Source organism: Pseudomonas sp. 22072 (genome assembly GCF_052046095.1).
Classification (GTDB): domain Bacteria; phylum Pseudomonadota; class Gammaproteobacteria; order Pseudomonadales; family Pseudomonadaceae; genus Aquipseudomonas; species Aquipseudomonas paracarnis.
The window spans coordinates 136,941-156,942 of record NZ_JBQEQE010000011.1; the positions used below are offsets into that span (position 1 = coordinate 136,941).

Annotated in this window: 21 protein-coding genes, 1 tRNA gene and 1 pseudogene; 13 read left to right on the forward strand and 10 right to left on the reverse strand. The window is 58.6% G+C overall.

Annotated features, from left to right (window positions below; translation table 11 throughout):
• Positions 1-18: 18 nt before the first annotated feature.
• Together ACTJLA_RS13945 and lldD are read right to left on the reverse strand one after the other, a co-directional pair.
• The gene (locus ACTJLA_RS13945; RefSeq protein WP_314549850.1) at positions 19-945 is read right to left on the reverse strand and encodes a GGDEF domain-containing protein; all 927 of its coding nucleotides are present in this window, start codon (positions 943-945) and stop codon (positions 19-21) included.
• Positions 946-1,356: 411 nt separating this feature from the next.
• Positions 1,357-2,487 carry an FMN-dependent L-lactate dehydrogenase LldD gene (gene lldD, locus ACTJLA_RS13950; protein WP_314549854.1) on the reverse strand — a complete coding sequence of 377 codons (1,131 nt, stop codon included), beginning with the start codon at positions 2,485-2,487 and terminating at the stop codon, positions 1,357-1,359.
• Between the two features lie 99 nt (positions 2,488-2,586).
• On the opposite strand from lldD, the gene ACTJLA_RS13955 reads away from it, so the two are divergent.
• From ACTJLA_RS13955 to ACTJLA_RS13965, 3 genes and pseudogenes are all read left to right on the forward strand, one after another.
• Positions 2,587-3,510: a LysR family transcriptional regulator gene (locus ACTJLA_RS13955; RefSeq protein WP_198790817.1), complete on the forward strand. Its 924-nt coding sequence runs from the start codon at positions 2,587-2,589 to the stop codon at positions 3,508-3,510.
• 33 nt (positions 3,511-3,543) lie between these two features.
• Positions 3,544-3,619, forward strand: a tRNA-Asn gene (locus ACTJLA_RS13960).
• Between the two features lie 112 nt (positions 3,620-3,731).
• Positions 3,732-3,928, forward strand: a pseudogene (locus tag ACTJLA_RS13965) (ParA family protein); the annotation flags it as partial.
• Positions 3,929-4,062: 134 nt separating this feature from the next.
• Here ACTJLA_RS13965 and ACTJLA_RS13970 read toward each other — a convergent pair.
• Both ACTJLA_RS13970 and ACTJLA_RS13975 read right to left on the reverse strand, forming a co-directional pair.
• A complete protein-coding gene (locus ACTJLA_RS13970) occupies positions 4,063-4,737 on the reverse strand; it encodes a MarC family NAAT transporter (RefSeq protein ID WP_034126166.1) in 675 nt (224 codons plus the stop codon).
• Between the two features lie 93 nt (positions 4,738-4,830).
• The gene (locus tag ACTJLA_RS13975; protein WP_252949827.1) at positions 4,831-5,736 is read right to left on the reverse strand and encodes a LysR family transcriptional regulator; all 906 of its coding nucleotides are present in this window, start codon (positions 5,734-5,736) and stop codon (positions 4,831-4,833) included.
• A 92-nt stretch (positions 5,737-5,828) separates the two neighbouring features.
• Here ACTJLA_RS13975 and ACTJLA_RS13980 point away from each other — a divergent pair, with 92 nt between their 5' ends.
• Genes ACTJLA_RS13980 through ACTJLA_RS13990 form a run of 3 tightly spaced genes read left to right on the forward strand, consistent with a single transcriptional unit; the run spans position 5,829 to position 10,929 of the window.
• Positions 5,829-8,165, forward strand: coding sequence for a membrane-bound PQQ-dependent dehydrogenase, glucose/quinate/shikimate family (locus ACTJLA_RS13980; protein ID WP_314549861.1), 2,337 nt, complete (start codon positions 5,829-5,831; stop codon positions 8,163-8,165).
• A 39-nt stretch (positions 8,166-8,204) separates the two neighbouring features.
• Positions 8,205-9,842, forward strand: coding sequence for a hypothetical protein (locus ACTJLA_RS13985; protein WP_054896307.1), 1,638 nt, complete (start codon positions 8,205-8,207; stop codon positions 9,840-9,842).
• Positions 9,835-10,929 (forward strand): HlyD family secretion protein, encoded by a 1,095-nt coding sequence (locus ACTJLA_RS13990; protein ID WP_314549867.1) that lies wholly within the window; start codon positions 9,835-9,837, stop codon positions 10,927-10,929. Before ACTJLA_RS13985 ends, ACTJLA_RS13990 begins: the two co-directional genes overlap by 8 nt.
• A gap of 296 nt (positions 10,930-11,225) precedes the next feature.
• Here ACTJLA_RS13990 and ACTJLA_RS13995 read toward each other — a convergent pair whose 3' ends face one another.
• The 4 genes from ACTJLA_RS13995 to ACTJLA_RS14010 form a co-directional block, all read right to left on the reverse strand.
• Positions 11,226-11,795, reverse strand: a complete 570-nt coding sequence (locus ACTJLA_RS13995; RefSeq protein ID WP_314549870.1) for a type 1 glutamine amidotransferase family protein — start codon at positions 11,793-11,795, stop codon at positions 11,226-11,228.
• Positions 11,796-11,950: 155 nt separating this feature from the next.
• Positions 11,951-12,109 (reverse strand): hypothetical protein, encoded by a 159-nt coding sequence (locus ACTJLA_RS14000; RefSeq protein ID WP_155290827.1) that lies wholly within the window; start codon positions 12,107-12,109, stop codon positions 11,951-11,953.
• Positions 12,110-12,457: a hypothetical protein gene (locus ACTJLA_RS14005; RefSeq protein ID WP_294164945.1), complete on the reverse strand. Its 348-nt coding sequence runs from the start codon at positions 12,455-12,457 to the stop codon at positions 12,110-12,112.
• Positions 12,438-12,611: a hypothetical protein gene (locus ACTJLA_RS14010; RefSeq protein WP_014719228.1), complete on the reverse strand. Its 174-nt coding sequence runs from the start codon at positions 12,609-12,611 to the stop codon at positions 12,438-12,440. The genes ACTJLA_RS14005 and ACTJLA_RS14010 overlap by 20 nt, the downstream gene beginning before the upstream one ends.
• A 135-nt stretch (positions 12,612-12,746) precedes the next feature.
• On the opposite strand from ACTJLA_RS14010, the gene ACTJLA_RS14015 reads away from it, so the two are divergent.
• Positions 12,747-13,421 carry a response regulator transcription factor gene (locus ACTJLA_RS14015; protein ID WP_034126172.1) on the forward strand — a complete coding sequence of 225 codons (675 nt, stop codon included), beginning with the start codon at positions 12,747-12,749 and terminating at the stop codon, positions 13,419-13,421.
• Positions 13,414-14,742, forward strand: coding sequence for a sensor histidine kinase (locus tag ACTJLA_RS14020; RefSeq protein ID WP_294164944.1), 1,329 nt, complete (start codon positions 13,414-13,416; stop codon positions 14,740-14,742). Before ACTJLA_RS14015 ends, ACTJLA_RS14020 begins: the two co-directional genes overlap by 8 nt.
• Before the next feature lie 10 nt (positions 14,743-14,752).
• Here ACTJLA_RS14020 and ACTJLA_RS14025 read toward each other — a convergent pair whose 3' ends face one another.
• On the reverse strand, positions 14,753-15,193 hold the full coding sequence (locus ACTJLA_RS14025) for a hotdog fold domain-containing protein (RefSeq protein ID WP_314549877.1): 441 nt from the start codon (positions 15,191-15,193) through the stop codon (positions 14,753-14,755).
• Between the two features lie 134 nt (positions 15,194-15,327).
• Here ACTJLA_RS14025 and ACTJLA_RS14030 point away from each other — a divergent pair, with 134 nt between their 5' ends.
• The 5 genes from ACTJLA_RS14030 to ACTJLA_RS14050 all read left to right on the forward strand — a co-directional run bounded on the left by ACTJLA_RS14030 (position 15,328) and on the right by ACTJLA_RS14050 (position 19,840).
• Positions 15,328-15,945, forward strand: a complete 618-nt coding sequence (locus ACTJLA_RS14030) for a TetR/AcrR family transcriptional regulator (RefSeq protein ID WP_054896303.1) — start codon at positions 15,328-15,330, stop codon at positions 15,943-15,945.
• A 526-nt stretch (positions 15,946-16,471) separates the two neighbouring features.
• Positions 16,472-17,683: a YeeE/YedE family protein gene (locus tag ACTJLA_RS14035; protein WP_103299821.1), complete on the forward strand. Its 1,212-nt coding sequence runs from the start codon at positions 16,472-16,474 to the stop codon at positions 17,681-17,683.
• Positions 17,673-18,206, forward strand: coding sequence for a GNAT family N-acetyltransferase (locus ACTJLA_RS14040; RefSeq protein WP_198790809.1), 534 nt, complete (start codon positions 17,673-17,675; stop codon positions 18,204-18,206). The genes ACTJLA_RS14035 and ACTJLA_RS14040 overlap by 11 nt, the downstream gene beginning before the upstream one ends.
• A gap of 91 nt (positions 18,207-18,297) precedes the next feature.
• Positions 18,298-18,840, forward strand: coding sequence for a cysteine hydrolase family protein (locus tag ACTJLA_RS14045; RefSeq protein WP_200584447.1), 543 nt, complete (start codon positions 18,298-18,300; stop codon positions 18,838-18,840).
• Between the two features lie 4 nt (positions 18,841-18,844).
• Positions 18,845-19,840 carry a GlxA family transcriptional regulator gene (locus tag ACTJLA_RS14050; RefSeq protein WP_314549888.1) on the forward strand — a complete coding sequence of 332 codons (996 nt, stop codon included), beginning with the start codon at positions 18,845-18,847 and terminating at the stop codon, positions 19,838-19,840.
• Here ACTJLA_RS14050 and ACTJLA_RS14055 read toward each other — a convergent pair.
• Positions 19,812-19,982 (reverse strand): DUF2986 domain-containing protein, encoded by a 171-nt coding sequence (locus ACTJLA_RS14055; protein WP_069558568.1) that lies wholly within the window; start codon positions 19,980-19,982, stop codon positions 19,812-19,814. The genes ACTJLA_RS14050 and ACTJLA_RS14055 overlap by 29 nt on opposite strands.
• Positions 19,983-20,002: the final 20 nt, after the last annotated feature.

Sequence of the window (20,002 nt, forward strand, 5' to 3'; positions counted from 1 at the left end):
CCCTCGCCACAACTGGCCTTATCCCGCCATCGCCAAGCGGTTGCGACCTTCGCGTTTGGCTACATACAACGCATTGTCGGCACGGCGCAGCAGGCTTTCAGCCGACTCGGCCGCCAGCAGCGTAGAACAGCCGAGGCTCACGGTCAGTTCGATTCGCGTGCCCTCCACCCAGTAGTCCTGGGCTTGCGCCGCCTGGCGCAGGCGTTCTCCCACCATTCTCGCGGCATCGCGACCGGTGTTGGAGAGCAGGATCAGAAACTCTTCCCCGCCAAACCGAAACACCATGTCCACGTTGCGCAGCTGGCGTTTGATCGCCCCGGCTACAGCGCGCAGTACGCTGTCGCCCGCAGCATGCCCATGGGTGTCGTTGATTTTCTTGAAGTGGTCGATGTCCAGCATTAACAAAGAGAGCGGGTGCAAATGCCGGCGTGCCATGTCGATTTCTCGCTGCAGCGTCTGGTCCATGGCCACACGGTTGCCGGTTTCGGTCAACGGGTCACGCAGGGCGCTGCGGGTGGCGGCGCGGTAGAGCAGGGCGTTGCGCATCGGATAAAGCAAGGTCACCAGCAGGAGTTCGAGTTGGCTCAGTTCTTCTTCAAGCAACCGCTGGTTGCGACGAAAGACCAGTTCCCCCAGGTGTTCGCCTTCATGGCTCAGGGTGTAGCTGACGGAGTGATGACCCCGGTGGCCAAACTCCAGGCGCAGGTCGCTGGCGGTGTGACGGTATTGCAACGCGTCCAGCGGCACCAGGCGCTGAACCTCACGAAAGAACAGGCCCAGGATGCGCTCCGGCTCCAGGCTGGTCTGCAACTGCTGGTTCAGTTGCTGGCGAAGTTCGGCGAGGGTGGCGGGGCGGCGTGGGCGCAAGGATGGCTGGCCAAATCCCAGGCGTTGCAATTTGGCACTGTCAAAGTCAATTGCGTTGGTCTGGGTGGGGGTTTTCATAAGCGCGTGGCCTCTAAGCACTGGGCTGTCTTACAGGCGGGATGAGGGTGGCGAGTGCCAAGCGTCTTACTGATCCTTCAGTTCCGTAAAACATTGGAAACAGTTTAAACCGCTTTTCATTGGGTTATAACCCCATGGCCCTGCCGCACGTCTTGTCATCGCCGAACCTGCTTGAACAGTACTAGAGCGAGATTCATGCCAAGTGTCTTTAGTTGGCAAAAATCCTTATAAATCAATTAACTAATTTTTAAATAAGAAAAGTCCGTTAAAGCATGGCGCCAGTTATTTGGCTGATTTGGGCGAGCGTTGCCGCCGGCCCGGTTGACGTAACTGTTTCGGTGGGGCGAGTTGCTTGTCGCAAATAAACAACGCTTCGTTATTCGTGAACAAAGTACACCGCACCCATCACCACTAGACCAAGGTGGTACGGTCGATCTGCGCGATGGAGGTGACCCCGGTCAGGGTCATGGCCACGCGCATTTCCTTGGCGAAGATGTCCAGCAGATTCTCAACCCCTTGCTGGCCCTCGGCGGCCAGCGCGTAGGCGGTGGCGCGCCCCAGCAGGCACGCCTTGGCGCCCAGGGCGAGCATGCGCACCACATCGAGCCCGGAGCGAATGCCGGAGTCCACCAGCACGGTCAAGTCATCGCCCACCGCTTCGGCAATCGGCGGCAACGCCTTGGCCGTGGACAGCACCCCGTCGAGCTGGCGGCCGCCATGGTTGGAGACCACGATGCCGTCGGCACCGAAACTCACCGCGTCCTTGGCATCCTGGGGGTCGAGGATGCCCTTGATGATCATCGGGCCTTTCCAGAATTCGCGGATCCACTCCAGGTCTTTCCAACTGATGGACGGGTCGAAGTTGTTGGCCAGCCAACCAATGTAGTCCTCCAGGTGGGTGGGTTTGCCCAGGTATTTGGAAATATTGCCCAGGTCGTGAGGGCGGCCCATCAAGCCCACATCGAAGGCCCACTGCGGCTTGGTCACCGCCTGCAACATGCGTCGCTGCGCTGCATAGGGGCCAGACATGCCCGAGTGCGCATCGCGGTAGCGTGCGCCGGGTGTGGGCATATCCACCGTGAACACCAGGGTGGTCACGCCAGCTGCCTGCGCCCGCTCCAGAGCGTTGCGCATGAAGCCGCGATCCTTGAGCACATACAGCTGGAACCAGATCGACTGCGGGCTTTGCGAGGCCACCTCCTCAATCGAACACACCGACACTGTCGACAGGCAGAAGGGGATGTGTTTGTTGGCCGCCGCCTTGGCTGCTTGCACTTCACCGCGTCGCGCATACATGCCGGTCAGCCCGACCGGGCTAATGATGACCGGCATCGCCAGTTCCGTGCCAAACAAGTTGGTGCTCAGGCTCAGGTTGTCGACATTGCGCAGGATGCGTTGGCGCAGGCTGATCTCGGCCAGGTCCGAACTGTTGGCGCGAAGCGTGTGCTCGGCGTAGGCACCGCCGTCGATGTAATCGAACAGAAAGCGCGGCAACTTGCGCTTGGCCGCAGCGCGGTAATCGGAAGCGGACGAGATGATCATCAACAGTGTCTCCCTGGGCAAAGCGCTACACCCTAAGCAAAGTTATGCCATGATGAAAACAACTTTTATCACTGTCATCCAGTCGCCAAAGGAATACTGATGAACCTGCGAACCTTGCGTGCGTTTGTCGAAGTGGTGCGCCAGGGCGGATTCTCCCAGGCGGCCGAAGTGGTTGCCCTGACCCAGTCCACCGTCAGCAAAGCGGTCAAGACCCTTGAAGACGAACTGGGCATGCCGTTGCTCAATCGTCTCGGCCACAGGAATGAACTCACCGCCGCTGGCGAAATTGCCTACCGCCGCGCCTTGGTGATGCTCGCCGAACGCACCGACTTGATGGCCGAAATCAACGACCTGCGCGGCCTCCAGCGCGGCGTGCTGCGCATCGGCCTGCCGCCGGTAGGGTGCGGAGTCTTGTTTGCGGCGATGTTCGCCACTTACCGCAGCCGTTACCCGGGCATCGACATCGAACTGACGGAGTACGGCAGTAAAAGGCTGCGCGAATGCCTGGAAGCAGGGGAGGTGGACCTCGCCGCCTTGCTGCTGCCGGTTGATGAAGGTTTTGACTACCAACCGGTGCGCAACGAGCCGTTGATCGCCGTGTTACCCATGGGCCACCCATTGGCCCGGCGCGAGCGTATCGACTTCACCGACCTGGCCGACTCGCCGTTCATCCTGTTCGAAGCCGGCTTTGCCCTCAACGCCAAGATTCTCAGCGCCTGCGAACGCAAAGGCGTTACCCCCAAAGTCACCGCCCGCAGCGGGCAAATAGACTTTATCGTCGACCTGGTCACCGCAGGGCTGGGCGTCGCCTTCCTGCCCCGGATGCTGGCGCACAAACACCAACACCCCGGCATCGCCTTGATCCCCCTGGACGAACCCCACACCGATTGGCACATCGCCCTGGCCTGGCGCGCCAGCGCCCACTTGCCACCGGCAGCGCGGGCCTGGTTGGAACTGGCCAGGGAACCGTCGTATTCAAGCGAACAGCGGGCCAATTGGCGGAAAATTTCTGAGGGTGCTTGACTTCTTCTTTTTAATCAGTAACATACGGCGCATTCCGCGATAGCTCAGTTGGTAGAGCAAATGACTGTTAATCATTGGGTCCCTGGTTCGAGTCCAGGTCGTGGAGCCAGATAGAGAAAAGCCTGTAGAAATACAGGCTTTTTTTTGCTTGGGATTTGACCCAGCAATCCAGACGCTTAGCATGACGCCATCTCTAATCCTTCGATTCAGAGGTAAGGCCAATGAAAGTCGCTGCAGTCGTTTCAACCAAAGGCGGGCCGGGGAAAACCGCGGTTGGCGCCAATCTAGGCGCGTTCTGCGCCGACGCGTGTCATTGGACCTTACTGATCGATCTCGATCCCAGCCGTCACTGTCCTTGTTCTATACGCTAATGCGTGAGGCGCCGGGCGGGACCTACCAACTGATCGTTAATAATGAAATGCCTCCGCGGAGCGCTTTCTTCTGTCGGTAATGAGGTGAAGCGCTGAGCCAGGCATTTGATAAAATTGCTAGCGAATGTGGCCGCGGAAGTATCAACGGCCTTTAATAATTCACTATTATGAAAAACTATGATCAGTGCATAGGTGTAGACGCTAATTCAAAACCACCATTGATAACGAACTGAACGCCCATACAAACCAGTAGAAAACCAACGACTCGGGAAATTGCATCGATTCCTGACTCACCAAGCACTTTCATGATTCGCCCCGAACATCGTAAAGCTATCCAGAAAATAAGCGCAGTAATGATGAATACGGTTGCGGCTGCAAGATGAATGACGAGTGGCAGGGTCTGGTAGGTCGACTGCAGGGTAGAGGCGGAGCTGATAAGCAACGCTATCGTGCCTGGGCCTGCTGCGCCAGGAAGAGCTAAAGGTACAAATGACAAATCGCGAAAATGTGGAGTTGCTTTCTCTTTCTCTGAAAGGAAATCTTTCTGAACCTCCGTTTCGTCAGGTGTCGTTGCTGGAAAAAGCATGGCGAAACCGATGTAGGTAACGATCAGGCCTCCGGCTATTCTCAAGCCGGGGACAGATATTCCGAATACCTGCATTACCAAGCTGCCTCCGTAGAAGCTGACAAACATAATCAGAGCTACATATAAGCTTGCCTTCAGGATTTGCCGGTTACGCTCTACTGTAGGCAGCTTTCCTCCAAGTCCTAGTAAAAGGGAGATGCTAGTTAGAGGATTGGCCATAGGAAGCAGGGCTAATAGTCCAATAAGAACATGATGAAAGTAATTACCCATAGTGTTTTTACTCGGTTATGCAACGAATAGGAGGCTATAAGATTATTAAGGTCGTACGTCATCTGCCCTAACGAACCGATATCAAGTCAGGACTCAATCAGGAAAGTATTTTTTTGCCTCTTCCGTGGTATAGCGCAGAAAGATCTGCACCGCCTGCGGAATCAAGCGCCGTGAAAGTAGAAAAGCATACAGCGACATGTTCTGGAGGGTATAGCCAGGTAAAACACGTACCAGTTTGCCGCTCTCTACGGCGTCATTGGCGCTGGGCAAATTGAACTGCGCGATGCCAAGTCCGCGCAGAGTAAGATCCATGCGCGCATCGTTCGGTGTGGCAAGCAGGATGGCTTGCACCGGCGTCAGGTGTTTATGTCCTTGGGTGTCGATCAGCTCCCACTCGGGTTCTCCCTGACGCCCAAGACAGGGCCATTGCAAGAGATCGTCCGGTACCCGGGGAGGGTTCCTGACGGCCAGTAACAGGGGAGAAGCGAATAACCCTTGTGGCATTGAACAGATTGGCCGAGCAACCAGCGACTTGTTAATCACTTCGGCGCGGCGATGACTGAAGTAGACATCCACTGGCTCTTCAAGGGGGTTTGGCACGCGTGTGCTGGCCTCCACTTCAAAATGAATTTCGTGCTGTTCTTCCAGCATTCGAGCGATAGCCGGGTTGATAAACCAGTGCACAACCTCGGGCGATCCGACGACCCGGATGCGTCCTCTAATTTTTCCATCATCCGACTTGATCGCGCTTTCGACCTCTTGAAGGCCTTCGAACAAGGGCGCGATTTCGCTATAGAGCCGCTCGCCCGGGTCCGTCAATCGCATAGAGGGCATCCGATTGAACAAGCGCAGACCCAGGTGCTCCTCCAGCCGGGTCACGGCGCGACTGATGCTTGAAGTGTTCTGCCCAAGCCGTTCAGCCGCACGGCTGAAGTTCAATGTTTCCGCGGCAACGAGGAAGGTGTGGTATTCGCTCCACATGGCGTTGCTTTTATGCAATGTATAGTTGCTCCATATGGCATGGCTAAAATTAATAGGCTAACACTATCATCACCAAGTCTGAGAGCCATTTAGCGTATAGGAGTTCAACTGTGACCTCGATAAATCGTATTTTTGCCAGCCTAGTTGCCTTGATGGGGCTGGGGCTATTGTTAGGTGGAGCTTACCTCTTAACCCTTGGCGGATCGTTTTATTACGTGCTGGCCGGATGGGCCTATCTGAGCGCTGGCGTCATGCTTTGGCGTAGGCAAGTTTGTGGAGTATGGCTGCTGGTAGCGGTTGCCGTGCTGAGTGTTCCATGGGCGCTCTGGGAGTCAGGCACGTTCTATTGGGCGCTGTTTCCACGCCTGCTCGTACCGGCAGCGTTGGCGAGCATCGGCTTGCTCCTGTTATCCACTTGGTCGCCTGCGGACTCCCGGCGTCGGATACGCGGCCTGGGTGTACTAGCGTTATTAGGGACGGCTGTGTTCTTTGGGTTTGCCTTTACTCCACATGGTGTCGTCTCGCCTGTCTCGGGCACACCTTTTACTGCAGCAGCCACAAACACCACGCCTTCAAATTGGTCCGCATATGGCCGAACCACTGCGGGTACGCGCTACGCGCCCTTTACGCAGATCAACCGTGACAACGTTCAGGACCTGAAAGTGGCCTGGACCTATCGTACCGGCGCGAAGATCCAGTTGGACAAGGGCGCCGTGGATTCGAACACCCCATTGCAAATTGAAGATACGTTGTTCACTTGCACACCCGATGATCGCATTGCTGCCATCGATGCAGATACGGGGGTAGAACGTTGGAAATTCGATACCCATAGTGCATCTCCTATCTGGAACCGTTGCCGCGGCCTGGGTTACTACAAGCTCAAGGAGGCGCCGGCTGATGGCGTCTGTGCGGAACGAATCGTCAATTCCACCATCGATGCGCGCCTGATCGAACTAGATTCCAAGACCGGCAAGCAGTGCCCAGGTTTTGGCAGCGACGGCGTCGTCGACCTGAAGCAGGGAATGGGCGACGTTAAGCCTGGGTTCTACTTTCAGACCTCCGCGCCGCTGGTGGCGCGCGACTACATTATTATCAGTGGCTGGGTAGTTGATAACTACAGTCGCGGTGAGCCGTCAGGCGTGATCCGCGCCTTTGATGCCCGCACCGGCGCACTGGCATGGGCGTGGGACCTGGGCAACCCGGACATAACCGGCTTGCCACCGGCGGGGCAGACCTACACGCCCGGCACGCCCAACATGTGGACCGCCGCTGCCTATGACGACCAGTTGGGTCTTATCTATGCGCCGCTGGGAAATGCCACGCCGGACTTTTTCGGCATGGAGCGTCCACCGCACTCGGATGAATACAACTCTTCTCTCGTCGCCCTCGATATCATGACGGGCCGCCCGAAATGGAAATTCCAGACCGTCCATCACGACATCTGGGACTACGACTTGCCTTCTCAACCCGCGCTGGTCGATTTGCCTGACGGCCAAGGCGGAACCATCCCTGGGGTATTGCAAACCACCAAGCGTGGCCAGCTTTTCCTGCTAAATCGCGCTACCGGGGAGCCGATTGCGGACGTCGTCGAAAAGCCCGTGCCTACGGCCGGTGCGGTACCTGAAGAAAAGCTTTCGCCTACACAGCCTTATTCGGTAGGGATGCCGACTATCGGTGCCGAACACCTCACCGAGAAGAAGATGTGGGGTGCAACCATGTTCGACCAACTCATGTGCCGCATCATGTTCAAACAACTGCGCTACGAGGGGGACTTCACGCCGATCGGTCTGACCAAGGCGCTGGATCAGCCCGGCAATATCGGAGGATTCAACTGGGGTAGCGTCTCCTACGACCCCGTTAATCATCTGGCTTACATGAACGATATCCGGGTGCCAAACATCTTTTGGTTGATGCCTCGTGATGAGTTCAATACTTGGACAAAAACCCACCAGATCGAGGTGAGCGGACATGGGCCGTCACCGCAGTTGAAAACACCTTACGGTCAAGCCATCTATATCTGGATGTCATCCCTAGGGGTTCCGTGCAACCAGCCACCGTATGGGACCGTCACAGCGGTCGATCTGAATACGCACAAGATAGCCTGGCAAGTGCCGGCTGGCACCACAGAGCGATTGGGGCCACTGGGTATCGCATCACACCTGCCTATGCCCATGGGCATGCCAACCTATGCAGGAACGATGACCACAGCAGGCGGCCTCGTATTCTTTGCGGGTTATCAGGACTACTACATCCGGGCATACGACGGGCAAAGTGGCAAACTCGTCTGGGAGCATGAATTACCGGTCGGCGCCAGCGCCACGCCGATTTCCTACGTCTCGCCGACGACGGGCAAACAGTACGTTGTCATTTCCGTAGGCGGGGCAGCGCATTCTCCCGACACCGGTGACTATGTAATGGCCTTCAGCCTGCCGACATCCCAACCGTGAAGCGTCTGCAGCGACAGCAAAAGAAGGCGTTACCTGCACATGGCCAGCGCTGAATACGTGTTCAAAGCTGACGAGAAACCGGCGATGGCGGGCAGTCCTTATAAGCCCAAGCTGTCGCCGGCCAGGCGTGCCATCTATTTTGTCGTAGGCTTATTCCTCGGAACCTGCACGACGCTGTGCAACGGCCTGGTGGCGAGCAATCTAGGCGTAATCTCTGGCTCTATTGGCGAGTACACGGCTCAGGTCTCATGGTTGGTGGCAGTTTTTTTGGCGATCAATGCCAGCGCCAACCTGACCTTGGTCAAGGCCCGGATGCAGTTCGGAATCCCTTTGGTTACGGCAAGCATTGTCGGTACCTACATCGCTGCCTGCGTGCTGCAGTTACTGTGGCCCACTCTGACAACTGCGGTCATTGCCACGGCGATCAACGGCTTGATGTGCGCGACGTTGATCGCCTTGAGTACCTATTATCTGATGCAGGCCCTAGCCCCATCGGCCCAGCCGATGGCCCTGATTATCAGCGTAGGGCTTACCCAGATAGGATCGCCGGTGGCGCGCATGATTCCCGTGGAATTTCTCGCCTCGGAACATTGGCTGGGGCTGCACTTGTTGAATCTGGGCATTGGTATGGCGGTGTTGGGTGTGACGTTGGCGGTGCCTTTGCCACGCAGTGATAGGGCCAGCGTGTTTTCTGCCTCGGACGCAGTGGTGATTGTATTGCTGGTTTCATCCTTCCTGCTGTTTGCCGGTGTGCTTGGCCTCGGCCGGAGCTATTGGTGGACCGACGCGCCCTTTCTCGGCTGGATGCTGGTGGCGGCTATCTCGTTGCTGGTGACGGTGGTGTTCATTGAACGACGTCGGCGTCAGCCGCTGTTGCAATTGGAATGGCTGGGCAGTTTCGACTTGATGCGTTTTGTTGCGATTGCGCTGCTGGTTCGGCTATCGCTGGCCGAGCAGACTTTCGGCTCGGTAGGTTTGCTATCAATGGGCGGGCTCAATAACGATCAGTTGCGTGTCCTGTTTGCGTGCGTACTGGTGTCGATGCTGATGGGGATCGTCGTCGCTTGCCTGACGTTGTCGCCCAAACGTATCCCCTGGCAGGTCATGGTCGCGGCGTTGTTTATCGCAACGGGAGCGTATCTGGACTCGCAATCCACCAGCCTCACGCGTGCGCCGCAACTGTACCTGAGCCAGTGTTTGATTGGGTTCGGTGCGACGCTGTTCATCGGGCCTGCCTTGATCTTTGGCTTTCTCAAACTGTTCGCGAAGGGACCTCAGTACATGATCACGCTCGTGGTCCTGTACGGGGCGAGCCAGAGTATCGGCAGCCTGGCAGGGTCGGCTGTAATGGGCAGCTACGAGTTCATCAGAACCCAGTCCCATATCGCTAGCCTGGCGGACAGTACGCCGATCACCAATCCTCTTGTCGTAGCGCGCCTCGGCATTGGCGAGGCGTTGCTTTCGAGTCATATAGCCGACCCGGAACAGCGTCAGAAACAGGGCAGCAAGCTGCTAGGACAGGCGTTGCAGCAACAGGCTAGCGTACTGGCATTCAATGACGTCTTTCGCATCGTGTCAGTGCTGGCTTTTGGCACCGCGATGTATGTGTTTTACCTGCAGATGTCGGCTTTTTTCCTCTCGCGCATCCGTCGCGAGCCTGAGAACGTAAATGACTGATTCCATGACTGTTCCATCGGATGTTGAACACACTGCTTTTCATTGGTCGCCCCCGCCCCGGGGCCGTTTGCAAGGCATCATCATGGTGCTGGCTGCGATTGGCGTTATTACGATCGTCCTGTACATCTGGAAGTTGCCGCCTTTTGACGCAGGTCTGCAACAGACAGATAACGCCTATGTGAGGGGGCGAACCACGGTGATTGCCCCTCAGGTCAGCGGCTATATCGTCCAGGTGGCCGGGCAAGATTTCGCGCAGGTCAAGCGAGGCGAGGTCCTTGTGCGTATTGACGATGAGGTCTATCAGGCGCAGGTAGATGAGGCGACGGCCAATCTTGGCGTCGCCAATGCCGACCTCTCCAACAACCAGCAGGCGCACGCTGCTCGCATGGCGGGCATCGAGAGTCATGTTGCAGCTATGGCCGGTGCGCAGGCGCGCTTATTGCGTGCCCGCGCTGACATGCAGCGCGCAAACGCGTTGGTCATCGATGGCGCCATTTCTACGCGCGAGCGCGACCAGGCACGAGCCGATTTCAGTCAAGCCCAGGCCGAGGTACAGCAGGCGGGTGCGCAAGAGTCGATTGCTCGGGAGGAGTTGCGTACCGTGGATGTCGGCCGTGAAGGTCTGGAAGCCCAGGTGCGGGTGGCACAGGCAAAACTGCGTACGGCTCAGATTGATCTTAATCACACGGTCATCCAGGCGCCGGAGGATGGCGTGCTCGGAGAAGTGGGCGTGCGGTTGGGCCAATTCGTGACCCACGGCACACAATTGATGTCGGTAGTGCCCGCTGATCACTGGATAGTCGCGAACTACAAGGAGGCGCAGACTAAGGCTATTGCGCCCGGCCAGATCGCGACGCTCAGGATTGATGCGTTAGGAGGGGCGACGCTAACGGGGCATGTCGAGCGGCTCTCACCAGCGACGGGCTCGGAATTCGCGGTGCTCAAGCCGGACAATGCAACGGGCAATTTCGTCAAGGTACCGCAGCGTATCGGGGTGCGCATATCTGTTGATCCGGACCAGCCTTTCGAGTCTTCGTTGCGCCCGGGCATGTCGGTTGAGGTCGATGTCGATACGCGTCATCGGTGAGGAGGCGGCTATCAGCATTCAGTTGCTGTTGAGAGTCCCCAGGACCCCTCCGTGAATTTCCCTGACTTCTTACGAGCTGAAAGCATCAGCGCTTTTTGAGCATCATTGAGTTCGCGGAGCCGGGCGATTTTGTTGACCTCGTCAGGCGGCATGTTCAGACATATCCACCACTCAATCATGTTCAGCATCGGTTCTGCCGCTTTGGGTATTGGAGGAGCGGTTCAACGGTGAAGCGCGCTACGGCCCGGTAACAGGCCGCAGCGCCGAGGTGAGGGGGAGAGACAGAGGGAAGGGGTTCAGCCGTGAATATGTTCAGCCGCATGCATGGCCAGGTAGGCATCCAGCTTCTTGTCTTTCAAACCCAAGGTGTCGAGAATTTGGGCCATGAAACTGACCGGCGCGCTGCCAGGAGCCGTGACCACTCCCTGGTCGGCAACGGCGTACGGTACGTCTTGGTAATAATCTGCTCCGCGATAATGCACCTGCTTGAGGTTGTCAGCGGAGTTGGAGGTGTGCTGCAAGTGATCCAGCACTCCAGCCTTGGCCAGTACGCGGGTACCGTCACAGATTCCCGCCACGACGATGTTCCTGGCGTGAGCCTCACGGACCAGCGCCTCGATGGCGGGGGCGTTGTCTGTTCTCCAGATCGGGCCTCCCGGCACAATCAGCAAGTCGACATCTTCCAGCCGAATGGCCTCGATGGCCAGGTCGGGAATGATGGTCATGCCTCCGGATGATGTCACTTGCTTGCCACCGGGAGCGGCAAAACAAGTCTCGAAGCCATAGTAGGCGCGGCCCGTGGAATTGATCAGCGCGGGCTCCCAGTCAGAAAAATTCTCGGTGAGGATAGTAACGGCACGTACCATTTGAGTGTCCTTCTCAAGTTTCCATGATAATCAGCAGCAACCTGCCCAGCAGGGTTGTCCTGGTGGGCATTGCTGTCGAGTGTACTCGCCAGCGGGGTTGATGAATGGTGTGGTGGAGTATCGGCAGTATGTGTTTCAACTGGCAATGACAGTGATCAACGCGGCGGCATGTTCAGGCGTGAAACGTTGAGAGGGTGTTCTGGTGCGCTGCGCAGCTCGCCGTTGGCGACCTGGCCTGGCAGCAAGTCTGCCTCCAGCGCAGCGGCTTTAGAGCGGCCCGGCGCCTGCACTGGGTAAGCATAAAGGCTGTGCATCTAAAACGTGCGCGGTGATTGAGCCGCAGTCAAGATGGAGTCGAACCGTTGCGCAAGGCTCCAGCCTGATAGCCGCTGCAGCTCATCGACATCGATCGACTCATCTTCCTGCGCGGTGTAGCACTCGTCACCACTGCGCCTGTCATCGGGATAGACCATAAAACCACCACGGCCGTCAGGGCAGTCGGGCAGATACACCGAGGTCAGGTTGCGTTGCTCATCGAGGTGCGCATTCAAGCGCGCGATATAGATACCCATCGAAACCGCCACACCAATAACCAGCACCACGCAGGCGACCAACTGGCTGGCATAGCCGGCGCCCAGCTCATCACGACGCACGGGCGACATGACACGACCCTGTCTGCTCAACATTCTGGCCAATCAGAAACCAGCCACTGCCTCCCATGCGTACCAACTGAGTTTGCTGTGGAAGGATGCCCACCATCAGCGCGAGGAAAATCACGGCTAACAGCACCCCTTTGATCATCGAATACAGGTTCATGACGGTGACGAGCTCTGGATAAGAAGAGCCTTAGCCTAAGCAGCGCGGGGTTAACACCAGGTAAACATCGCAGGAAACAGCCTGACTTCCGCTATCCTTCACACCGCTGAGCACCATCTGCCCGAGGGTTTTTCCGTGCATATTCATCTGCTGCTGGTCGAGGACAACCTGGACCTGGCCACCACTGTCATCGAGTACCTGGAGATCAGCGGTATCGTCTGCGATCACGCCAGCAATGGCCAGGCCGGGCTCAACCTGGCGCTCAACCAGCATTACGACGTCATTCTGCTGGACATCATGCTGCCGCGACTGAACGGCCAGCAGTTGTGCGCAGGCTTACGCCAGCAAGGCATCCAGACCCCCATCCTGATGCTGACCTCGCTGGATGCGTTGCCCGACAAGCTCGCCAGTTTTGCTGCAGGAGCCGACGACTATCTGGTCAAGCCGTTCGAGCTTGCCGAGCTGGTGGCGCGGATTCGCGCCTTGAGCCTGCGGCGCAGCGGCCAGACCAGCCGCCTGCAAGTGGACGACTTGGTCATGGAGCTGACCACCCGCAAAGTCAGCCGGGCAGGGCAGGAGCTGCATCTGTCACCCATTTGCTGGGCCTTGCTGGAGCACTTGATGCGCGCCAGCCCCGAGCCTGTTCCCAGGGAGCGGTTGGAAAGCAAAATCTGGGGCGATGAGCCGCCCGACAGTAATACGCTCAAAGTGCATATGCATCGGCTGCGCAAGACGGTAGACAAACCTTTTGGCCGGCCATTGATCCATACCCTGGCGGGTGTCGGCATCCAGGTAAAGGCCCATGCGTAGCGGCCTGAGCCTGAAGTGGGTAATCAGCGGCAGTTTCCTGTGTCTGATTGCGGTGGTGCTGGTGATCTATAGCAGGCTGCTACCTGAATTCACCGTGCGCGGCCTGTTCTACACCGCCAGCGCGATGATGGAGGAGGAAGCCCTGTATTTTCTCCGGCACTACAAACAGGACCCGACCACGCCGACGCCGCACAATTACTACTACACCAGCGTCATCGGCAAGGAGGCGTTGCCGCAGGACGTGCGCGAGTTGCTGAATGCACCGCCGAGCCTGTCCTTTGGTGCGGTGAATATCTTCGGCGATCTCTATTCCGATGACGACGAGGCGCCGTTCCATATCGTTCTCGAACAACCTCTGGGCGACGGCAAAACCCTCTACATGTATGACATCGACCACGATAAGGAGGTAGGGGGTGAGGTCGAGACGCCATTGTCCGACGCCTACTTTGACCAGGTACTGGAAAGCGTCCAGCTCATCAGCCTGGCCGTATTCGTGCCGGCGCTGATTATCATCGCGCTGTTGGTGTGGTGGTTGGTGCGTCCGCTGGGACGTCTGATCCAATGGTCCAGCACCCTGAACAATCCTGACGCCCTGGCCAGCGAGCGGCCGGGTTTCAACTTCAAGGAGTTCAATATGTTGGCCGATGCCCTGGCCAAAAGTGTTGTGCAAGTGCAGGCCGCCAGCCAGCGTGAAGGCCGCTTGTTGCGCTACACCAGCCATGAACTGCGCACGCCGCTGGCGGTGCTCAAGGCCAATATCGAATTATTGGCCCTGCAATCGGGTGGTGTGCTACCACCCTCGTTGCAGCGCGTAGAACGCTCGGTGCTCAATATGCAGCTCATCGCCGAGACATTGCTGTGGATGAGCCGCGAACGTCCAGAGTCGTTGCCCGAGGAAGACGTTAATCTGAGCGAAGTAGTTGGCGAACTGATTGAAAGGCACCGCTACCTGATCGGTCACCGGGATATTGAGCTAAGCATCGACATCCACAACGAACCTTGCCGGCTGCCCCCTACGGCGTGCCGTATCGTGATCGGCAACTTCCTGCGCAATGCGCTGCAATACGCGGAAGAGGGCACGGTAGATATCAGTTTCAAATACCCCCGGCTGGTGATTGCCAATTACATCAGTGAGGTCAAGCCGCGGCAGGAGTCCGATGATTTTGGATATGGGCTTGGGTTGCAGTTGATGCGGCAGTTGTGCGCAAAGCTGGGCTGGCAGATTGAGGTGATCCGCGAGCAGCAACGGTTTACGGTCATTCTTGATTTTACGAATGTACGGGACACGCCGCCGGCAGACGGCGCACCTGTAGTCTGTTGAACGATTGTGTCTAAGCGAGCTTCACATTCATGGTGATGTGGGCGGTGAAGACCTTGACGCCGCTCGCATCGAAGATCTCCACCGGCACGATCTTGTCTCCGGCGGTTTGCCAATCGATAGCGCTGCCATCGGCAACAGCGCGGATATCGGTTTTCGCCTTGGCCAGATATTCCACAGTCATGCCTTTGGGAATCCAGCGTGCGCCTGCGGGGATCGACGCGTCGGTCATCATGCCGCCGGCCAGTTCGGCGGCGTTGCACAGTGCGATGGCATGCACCGAGGCCAGGTGATTGGTGATTTCCTTGCGAAACGGCACGGTGACCACCGCATGGTTGGGTTTGAGCTCCGCGATCTCGGGAGTGATGGTGCTGAAGTAGGGTGCCATTTGGCACGCCAGGTTGCTGAATGCGGCGGGGCCTACGCTATTGAACATGCTCAGGGCTTGGCTCATCGGAATATCCTCAAGGGTCATTTGCAGAATAATATTCTGTAACGGAACAATATTCTGTTGATTCCACGACTGTCAACCTGAGCTTTCTCTGCCGGTCGTTCAGCCTATAAACTGTTTTGATTTGGCGTTCCTCCATGCACTCCATCGATCTCATCGAGCGCACCTTCCCCGGCAGGCGCAGCGACCTCAAGCGCATCATCCTGCGCGAAGCACTGGCGTGTTTTAACGAGGTGGGCATCGAGGCGACCTCTATCGAAACCATTCGCGCGCGCTGCGACACCAGCGTGGGCGCTATCTATCACCACTTCGGCAATAAAGAAGGGTTGGTCGCTGCGCTGTTCTTTGCGGCGCTGGAGGACCAGGCCAGTCTGCGTGACCACTATCTGCAAGCAGCGGACACCGCCCACGCAGGCGTCGTCGGGCTGGTGTACAGCTACGTTGAATGGGTGACCGCACAGCCGGACTGGGCGCGGTTCGTGTTCCAAAGCCGTTTTGCCGTCTCCAGCGGCCCGTTCAAGGACGAGCTGCTTGCACGCAATAAACAGCGCAACCAACAGTTGAAGGAGTGGATGAGCGGGGAAGGGCGCAAGGAGCATTTCAGTCACTTGCCTGCCGAGCTGATCCCTTCGCTGATCATTGGCGCGGCGGAAAGTTATTCGCGTGCGTGGTTGTCGGCGAAGGTCAAAAAGAACCCATTTGAATACCGCGAACTGCTGGCTGAAGCAGCGTGGAAGTCGATCAGCCTGGGTTAGTCAGTCCTCCATCCCCTGTGGGAGCTGTCGAGCTTCAGCGAGGCTGCGAAAGCGGTAGTTCAGGCGCTGAAGATTTTGCCTGTGCCGCCGCCATCGCAGCCTCGCTGGGGCTCGACAGCTCCCACATTTGGGCGGTGTTATTGTCGAGAGTCGTGTTTGGCGCGATGGCCCTGCAAACCGATATTCCACATAGACCGCCGATCTCCTGTGGGAGCTGTCGAGCTTTAGCGAGGCTGCGATAGCGGTGGTTCAGGCGATGAAGAGGTTGCCTGTGCCGCCGCCATCGCAGCCTCGCTGGAGTTCGACAGCTCCCACATTTGGACGGTGTTGCTGTCGAGAATTGTGTTTGGCGCGATGGGCCTGCAAAGCGTGATTCCACATACACAACCGATCCCCTGTGGGAGCTGTCGAGCTTTAGCGAGGCTGCGAAAGCGGTGGTTCAAACGATGATCCTTTCGGTAATGCCCCACCTGATCAAATTCCTTCTGAGGCTATACTTGCCTCCTTCCAACCAATCGAGAACCCCATGAGCACGTCTCTTTCCCTGACGCCCGTGCGCAAGCCCGTCGCGCCACTGATTGCCTTTATCATCCTGGTGGCGGGCGCGCTGTTCCTGCAGAACATGGTTGGCGCACGCCAGGTGTTGCTGCTGGTGGTCGGCGCCGCGCTGGGCCTGACGCTCTATCACGCAGCCTTCGGTTTCACCTCGGCCTGGCGCGTGTTTATCAATGATCGGCGTGGCGCTGGCTTGCGTGCGCAGATGGTGATGCTGGCGGTGGCGGTGCTGCTGTTTTTCCCGGCGCTGGGCGCAGGCACTTTGTTCGGTCAGCCGGTCGTGGGGCTGGTGGCGCCGGCGGGTGTGTCGGTGGTGTTCGGGGCGTTTATCTTCGGGATCGGCATGCAGCTGGGCGGCGGCTGTGCGTCGGGAACCTTGTTCACCGTCGGCGGCGGTAATGCGCGGATGTTGGTGACACTGCTGTTCTTTATCTGTGGCTCGTTGATCGCCACCCATCACGTCGACTGGTGGTTTGCACTGCCATCGTTCCCGGCGGTTTCCATTGTCAAAAGTTTCGGTGTGCTGCCGGCGCTGGTCCTGAGCCTGGCGGTGTTCGCGCTGATTGCTATGGTGACCGTGCGCCTGGAAAAACGTCGCTATGGTCAACTTGAACAAGGCGTGCAAAGCGAGCACCAAGGGCTACGCCGCTTTCTGCGTGGGCCATGGCCGTTAGTGTGGGGCGCGATTGGCCTGGCGCTGCTCAACTACGCCACCCTGGCCTTGGCTGGGCGGCCGTGGGGCATTACCTCGGCGTTCGCGCTGTGGGGCGCCAAGGTGGCGAGCGGGCTGGGCGTGGACGTTGCCAGCTGGGCATTCTGGGAGATGCCGGGCAATGCCAAGGCCCTGGCTGCACCGGTGTGGGAAGACATCACCAGCGTCATGGACATCGGCATTGTCCTCGGCGCGCTGCTGGCCTCTGGCCTGGCCGGGCGTTTCGCGCCCAGCCTGAATATTCCAGCGCGCTCGTTGATCGCGGCTGTGATCGGCGGCCTGATGCTTGGCTACGGTTCGCGCCTGGCCTATGGCTGCAACATCGGCGCGTACTTCAGTGGCATCGCCTCGGGCAGCCTGCATGGCTGGGTGTGGCTGGTGGCGGCCTTTATCGGTAACGGCGTGGGCGTGCGCCTGCGGCCCTTCTTCTTTGCGGGCGAACGGCCCCAGGTGGCCTTGAGTGGCTGCTGAGCAGTCCACCCACATTCGCCTGGCGCGCGCGCAAGATGCCGGTTTGTTGCCCGCCATCGAGCAGAGCGCAGCCCAGGCATTTCGCGCAATCGAAGGGCTGGCTTGGCTGGCGGATGCCGCGCCGATCGGCGTCGAGTGCCATCGGCAGTGGATCGCGCTATCGACCTGTTGGGTGGTGGTTGATCACCACGATCACCCTCAAGGCTTCCTCAGCGCAGAACGCTTTGGCGACGACCTGCATATCCATGAAGTGTCAGTGGCTCAGCCGCTCCAAGGCCAGGGCTGGGGGCGCAGATTGGTGGAAACGGCGATAGATCATGCCCGCGCCCAACACCTGCGTGCGGTGACGCTGACCACCTTCGTGCATGTACCCTGGAATGCTCCGTTCTATCGGCGCCTGGGCTTTGCGCCTCACGTTGATTCGCGTCTGGAAACGATCCTGGCGGACGAGTACGCCCATGGCTTCGAACCCGGCAGCCGTTGTGCCATGGCGTGCCCGGTGACATGTCCGAATCCGTCCTGAAGTAGTCTGCCTTGCGTCTGTCGCGCACTGTGGGTGGTCCTTACCATGGCGTGCATCGTTTACCCATTGATGCAAGCCACAAGGACTGTCCATGACCCATAAAGCCCTGATCGTGATCGACGCGCAACATTCATTCCGCCATTCAACCTATTGGTCCGAAAATGACCTGCCCGACTATCTGGAAAAACAGCAGGCCCTCATCGATGGCTGTGTTCAGCGCGGCATCCCGGTGATACAAGTCTTCCATGTTGAAGACCAAGGGCATTTCTCCATGCAATCGGGCAACGTCAGGGCATTGAGCGAGCTGTCGATCAAGCCGCAACTGGTGATCCATAAGCGCTACCACAGTGCTTTGGCCGGTACGCCACTGGCCGCTCGGTTGGTGGAAATGGGCGTCACCACGCTGATCATCAGCGGCATCCGCACTGAGCAATGCTGCGAGACCACAACGCGGCACGCTGCGGACAGCGGCTTCAAGGTGGATTTTGTCAGCGAGGCGACGTTGACCTTCCCGATGACCCACGTGCGTAGCGGCCGGGTCTATACGCCGGCTGAGATTCGCGAACGCACGGAGTTGGTCCTCGATGACCGCTTCGCCCGCATCGTAACGGTCGCCCAGGCACTGGCGGAGTGAAGCGGTGAGCGTACCGGTGCTGTTCGTGCTATTGCCAAACGTGCTGATGCTCGACCTGGCCGGGCCTGCCGAAGTACTGCGCCTGGCCGCGCAGGTCGACGACCCGGCGGCGGTGGATTTCGACTTGCAATACGTCAGCCCGGTGGCAACGCTGCACACCTCCATCGGCTTGCCGCTGATGGGGCTGGCGCCGCTGCCGCCGACCCTGGCCCCCGGTACGCTGGTGGTGTTGGTGGGCTCCACGATGAACGTGTCGAAAGCCCACCAAAAGGCCTTCGAATCGGCCAGTCATCAGCTCACCCAGTGGCTGCAAAACGTCGTCGCGCCCTCGGCCGAGCGTCTGGTGTGCGTGTGCGCCGGCGCATTGAGTGCCGCCAGGGCCGGGCTGCTCGATGGGCGCCAATGCACCACGCACCATTCTCTGTGCGCCACCCTGCAGGCCCTCGCCCCCAAGGCCCGGGTTCTGGAAAACCGCCTGTACGTCACCGATGGCGCGGTCAGTTGCAGCGCCGGTGTCACAGCGGGTATCGACCTGATGTTGCACCTGGTTGCCGAACTGGCCGGGCCACGGCTGGCGTGCGCGGTGGCGCGAGACATGGTGGTGTACCTGCGCCGCAGCGGCAGCGACCCGCAGTTGTCGCCCTGGATAACCGGGCGCAATCACCTGCACCCGGCGGTGCATCGTGTGCAAGACGCCATCGCCGCCGCGCCCTGTGAAACCTGGACGGTCACCCGTATGGCGGCCCTGGCCTGTACCGGCAGTCGCCACCTGGCGCGCTTGTTTCAGGAGCATGTCGGCACCAGCCCGCTGGACTATCTGCACCGCCTGCGCCTGGCCGTAGCCCGTGAACTGCTGGCCGAGTCGGCCCTGGACATTGAAGCCATCGCCGAGCGCGCAGGCTTTGGTTCTGCGCGGCATCTGCGGCGTATCTGGGGCAAATATGAAGCGGCAACCCCTTCAGCCATGCGCCTTACTCAGCAGGCGTCTCGACAGCCGTGACCGGCTCTTGGCCGGCCTCGGTCGCCAGCTTCAAACGGTCCGCCTTGCTGATGTATTTGTCTTTGCTTTTAGGCGCCAGCTTGGCGCTGGCCTTTTTCGCTTTGGCTTTGAAGAGCTGCTGAAGTTTTTTCTGGCGGTTCATGTTTCGTTGCCTGAAGGGGA

Coding starts and splice junctions, on each gene's coding strand:
- ACTJLA_RS13945 (WP_314549850.1), bottom strand. CDS start 945: ATGAAAACCCCCACCCAGACCAACGCAATTGACTTTGACAGTGCCAAA.
- lldD (WP_314549854.1), bottom strand. CDS start 2,487: ATGATCATCTCGTCCGCTTCCGATTACCGCGCTGCGGCCAAGCGCAAG.
- ACTJLA_RS13955 (WP_198790817.1), top strand. CDS start 2,587: ATGAACCTGCGAACCTTGCGTGCGTTTGTCGAAGTGGTGCGCCAGGGC.
- ACTJLA_RS13970 (WP_034126166.1), bottom strand. CDS start 4,737: ATGGGTAATTACTTTCATCATGTTCTTATTGGACTATTAGCCCTGCTT.
- ACTJLA_RS13985 (WP_054896307.1), top strand. CDS start 8,205: ATGGCCAGCGCTGAATACGTGTTCAAAGCTGACGAGAAACCGGCGATG.
- ACTJLA_RS13990 (WP_314549867.1), top strand. CDS start 9,835: ATGACTGATTCCATGACTGTTCCATCGGATGTTGAACACACTGCTTTT.
- ACTJLA_RS13995 (WP_314549870.1), bottom strand. CDS start 11,795: ATGGTACGTGCCGTTACTATCCTCACCGAGAATTTTTCTGACTGGGAG.
- ACTJLA_RS14000 (WP_155290827.1), bottom strand. CDS start 12,109: ATGCACAGCCTTTATGCTTACCCAGTGCAGGCGCCGGGCCGCTCTAAA.
- ACTJLA_RS14005 (WP_294164945.1), bottom strand. CDS start 12,457: ATGTCGCCCGTGCGTCGTGATGAGCTGGGCGCCGGCTATGCCAGCCAG.
- ACTJLA_RS14010 (WP_014719228.1), bottom strand. CDS start 12,611: ATGAACCTGTATTCGATGATCAAAGGGGTGCTGTTAGCCGTGATTTTC.
- ACTJLA_RS14020 (WP_294164944.1), top strand. CDS start 13,414: ATGCGTAGCGGCCTGAGCCTGAAGTGGGTAATCAGCGGCAGTTTCCTG.
- ACTJLA_RS14025 (WP_314549877.1), bottom strand. CDS start 15,193: ATGAGCCAAGCCCTGAGCATGTTCAATAGCGTAGGCCCCGCCGCATTC.
- ACTJLA_RS14030 (WP_054896303.1), top strand. CDS start 15,328: ATGCACTCCATCGATCTCATCGAGCGCACCTTCCCCGGCAGGCGCAGC.
- ACTJLA_RS14035 (WP_103299821.1), top strand. CDS start 16,472: ATGAGCACGTCTCTTTCCCTGACGCCCGTGCGCAAGCCCGTCGCGCCA.
- ACTJLA_RS14045 (WP_200584447.1), top strand. CDS start 18,298: ATGACCCATAAAGCCCTGATCGTGATCGACGCGCAACATTCATTCCGC.
- ACTJLA_RS14055 (WP_069558568.1), bottom strand. CDS start 19,982: ATGAACCGCCAGAAAAAACTTCAGCAGCTCTTCAAAGCCAAAGCGAAA.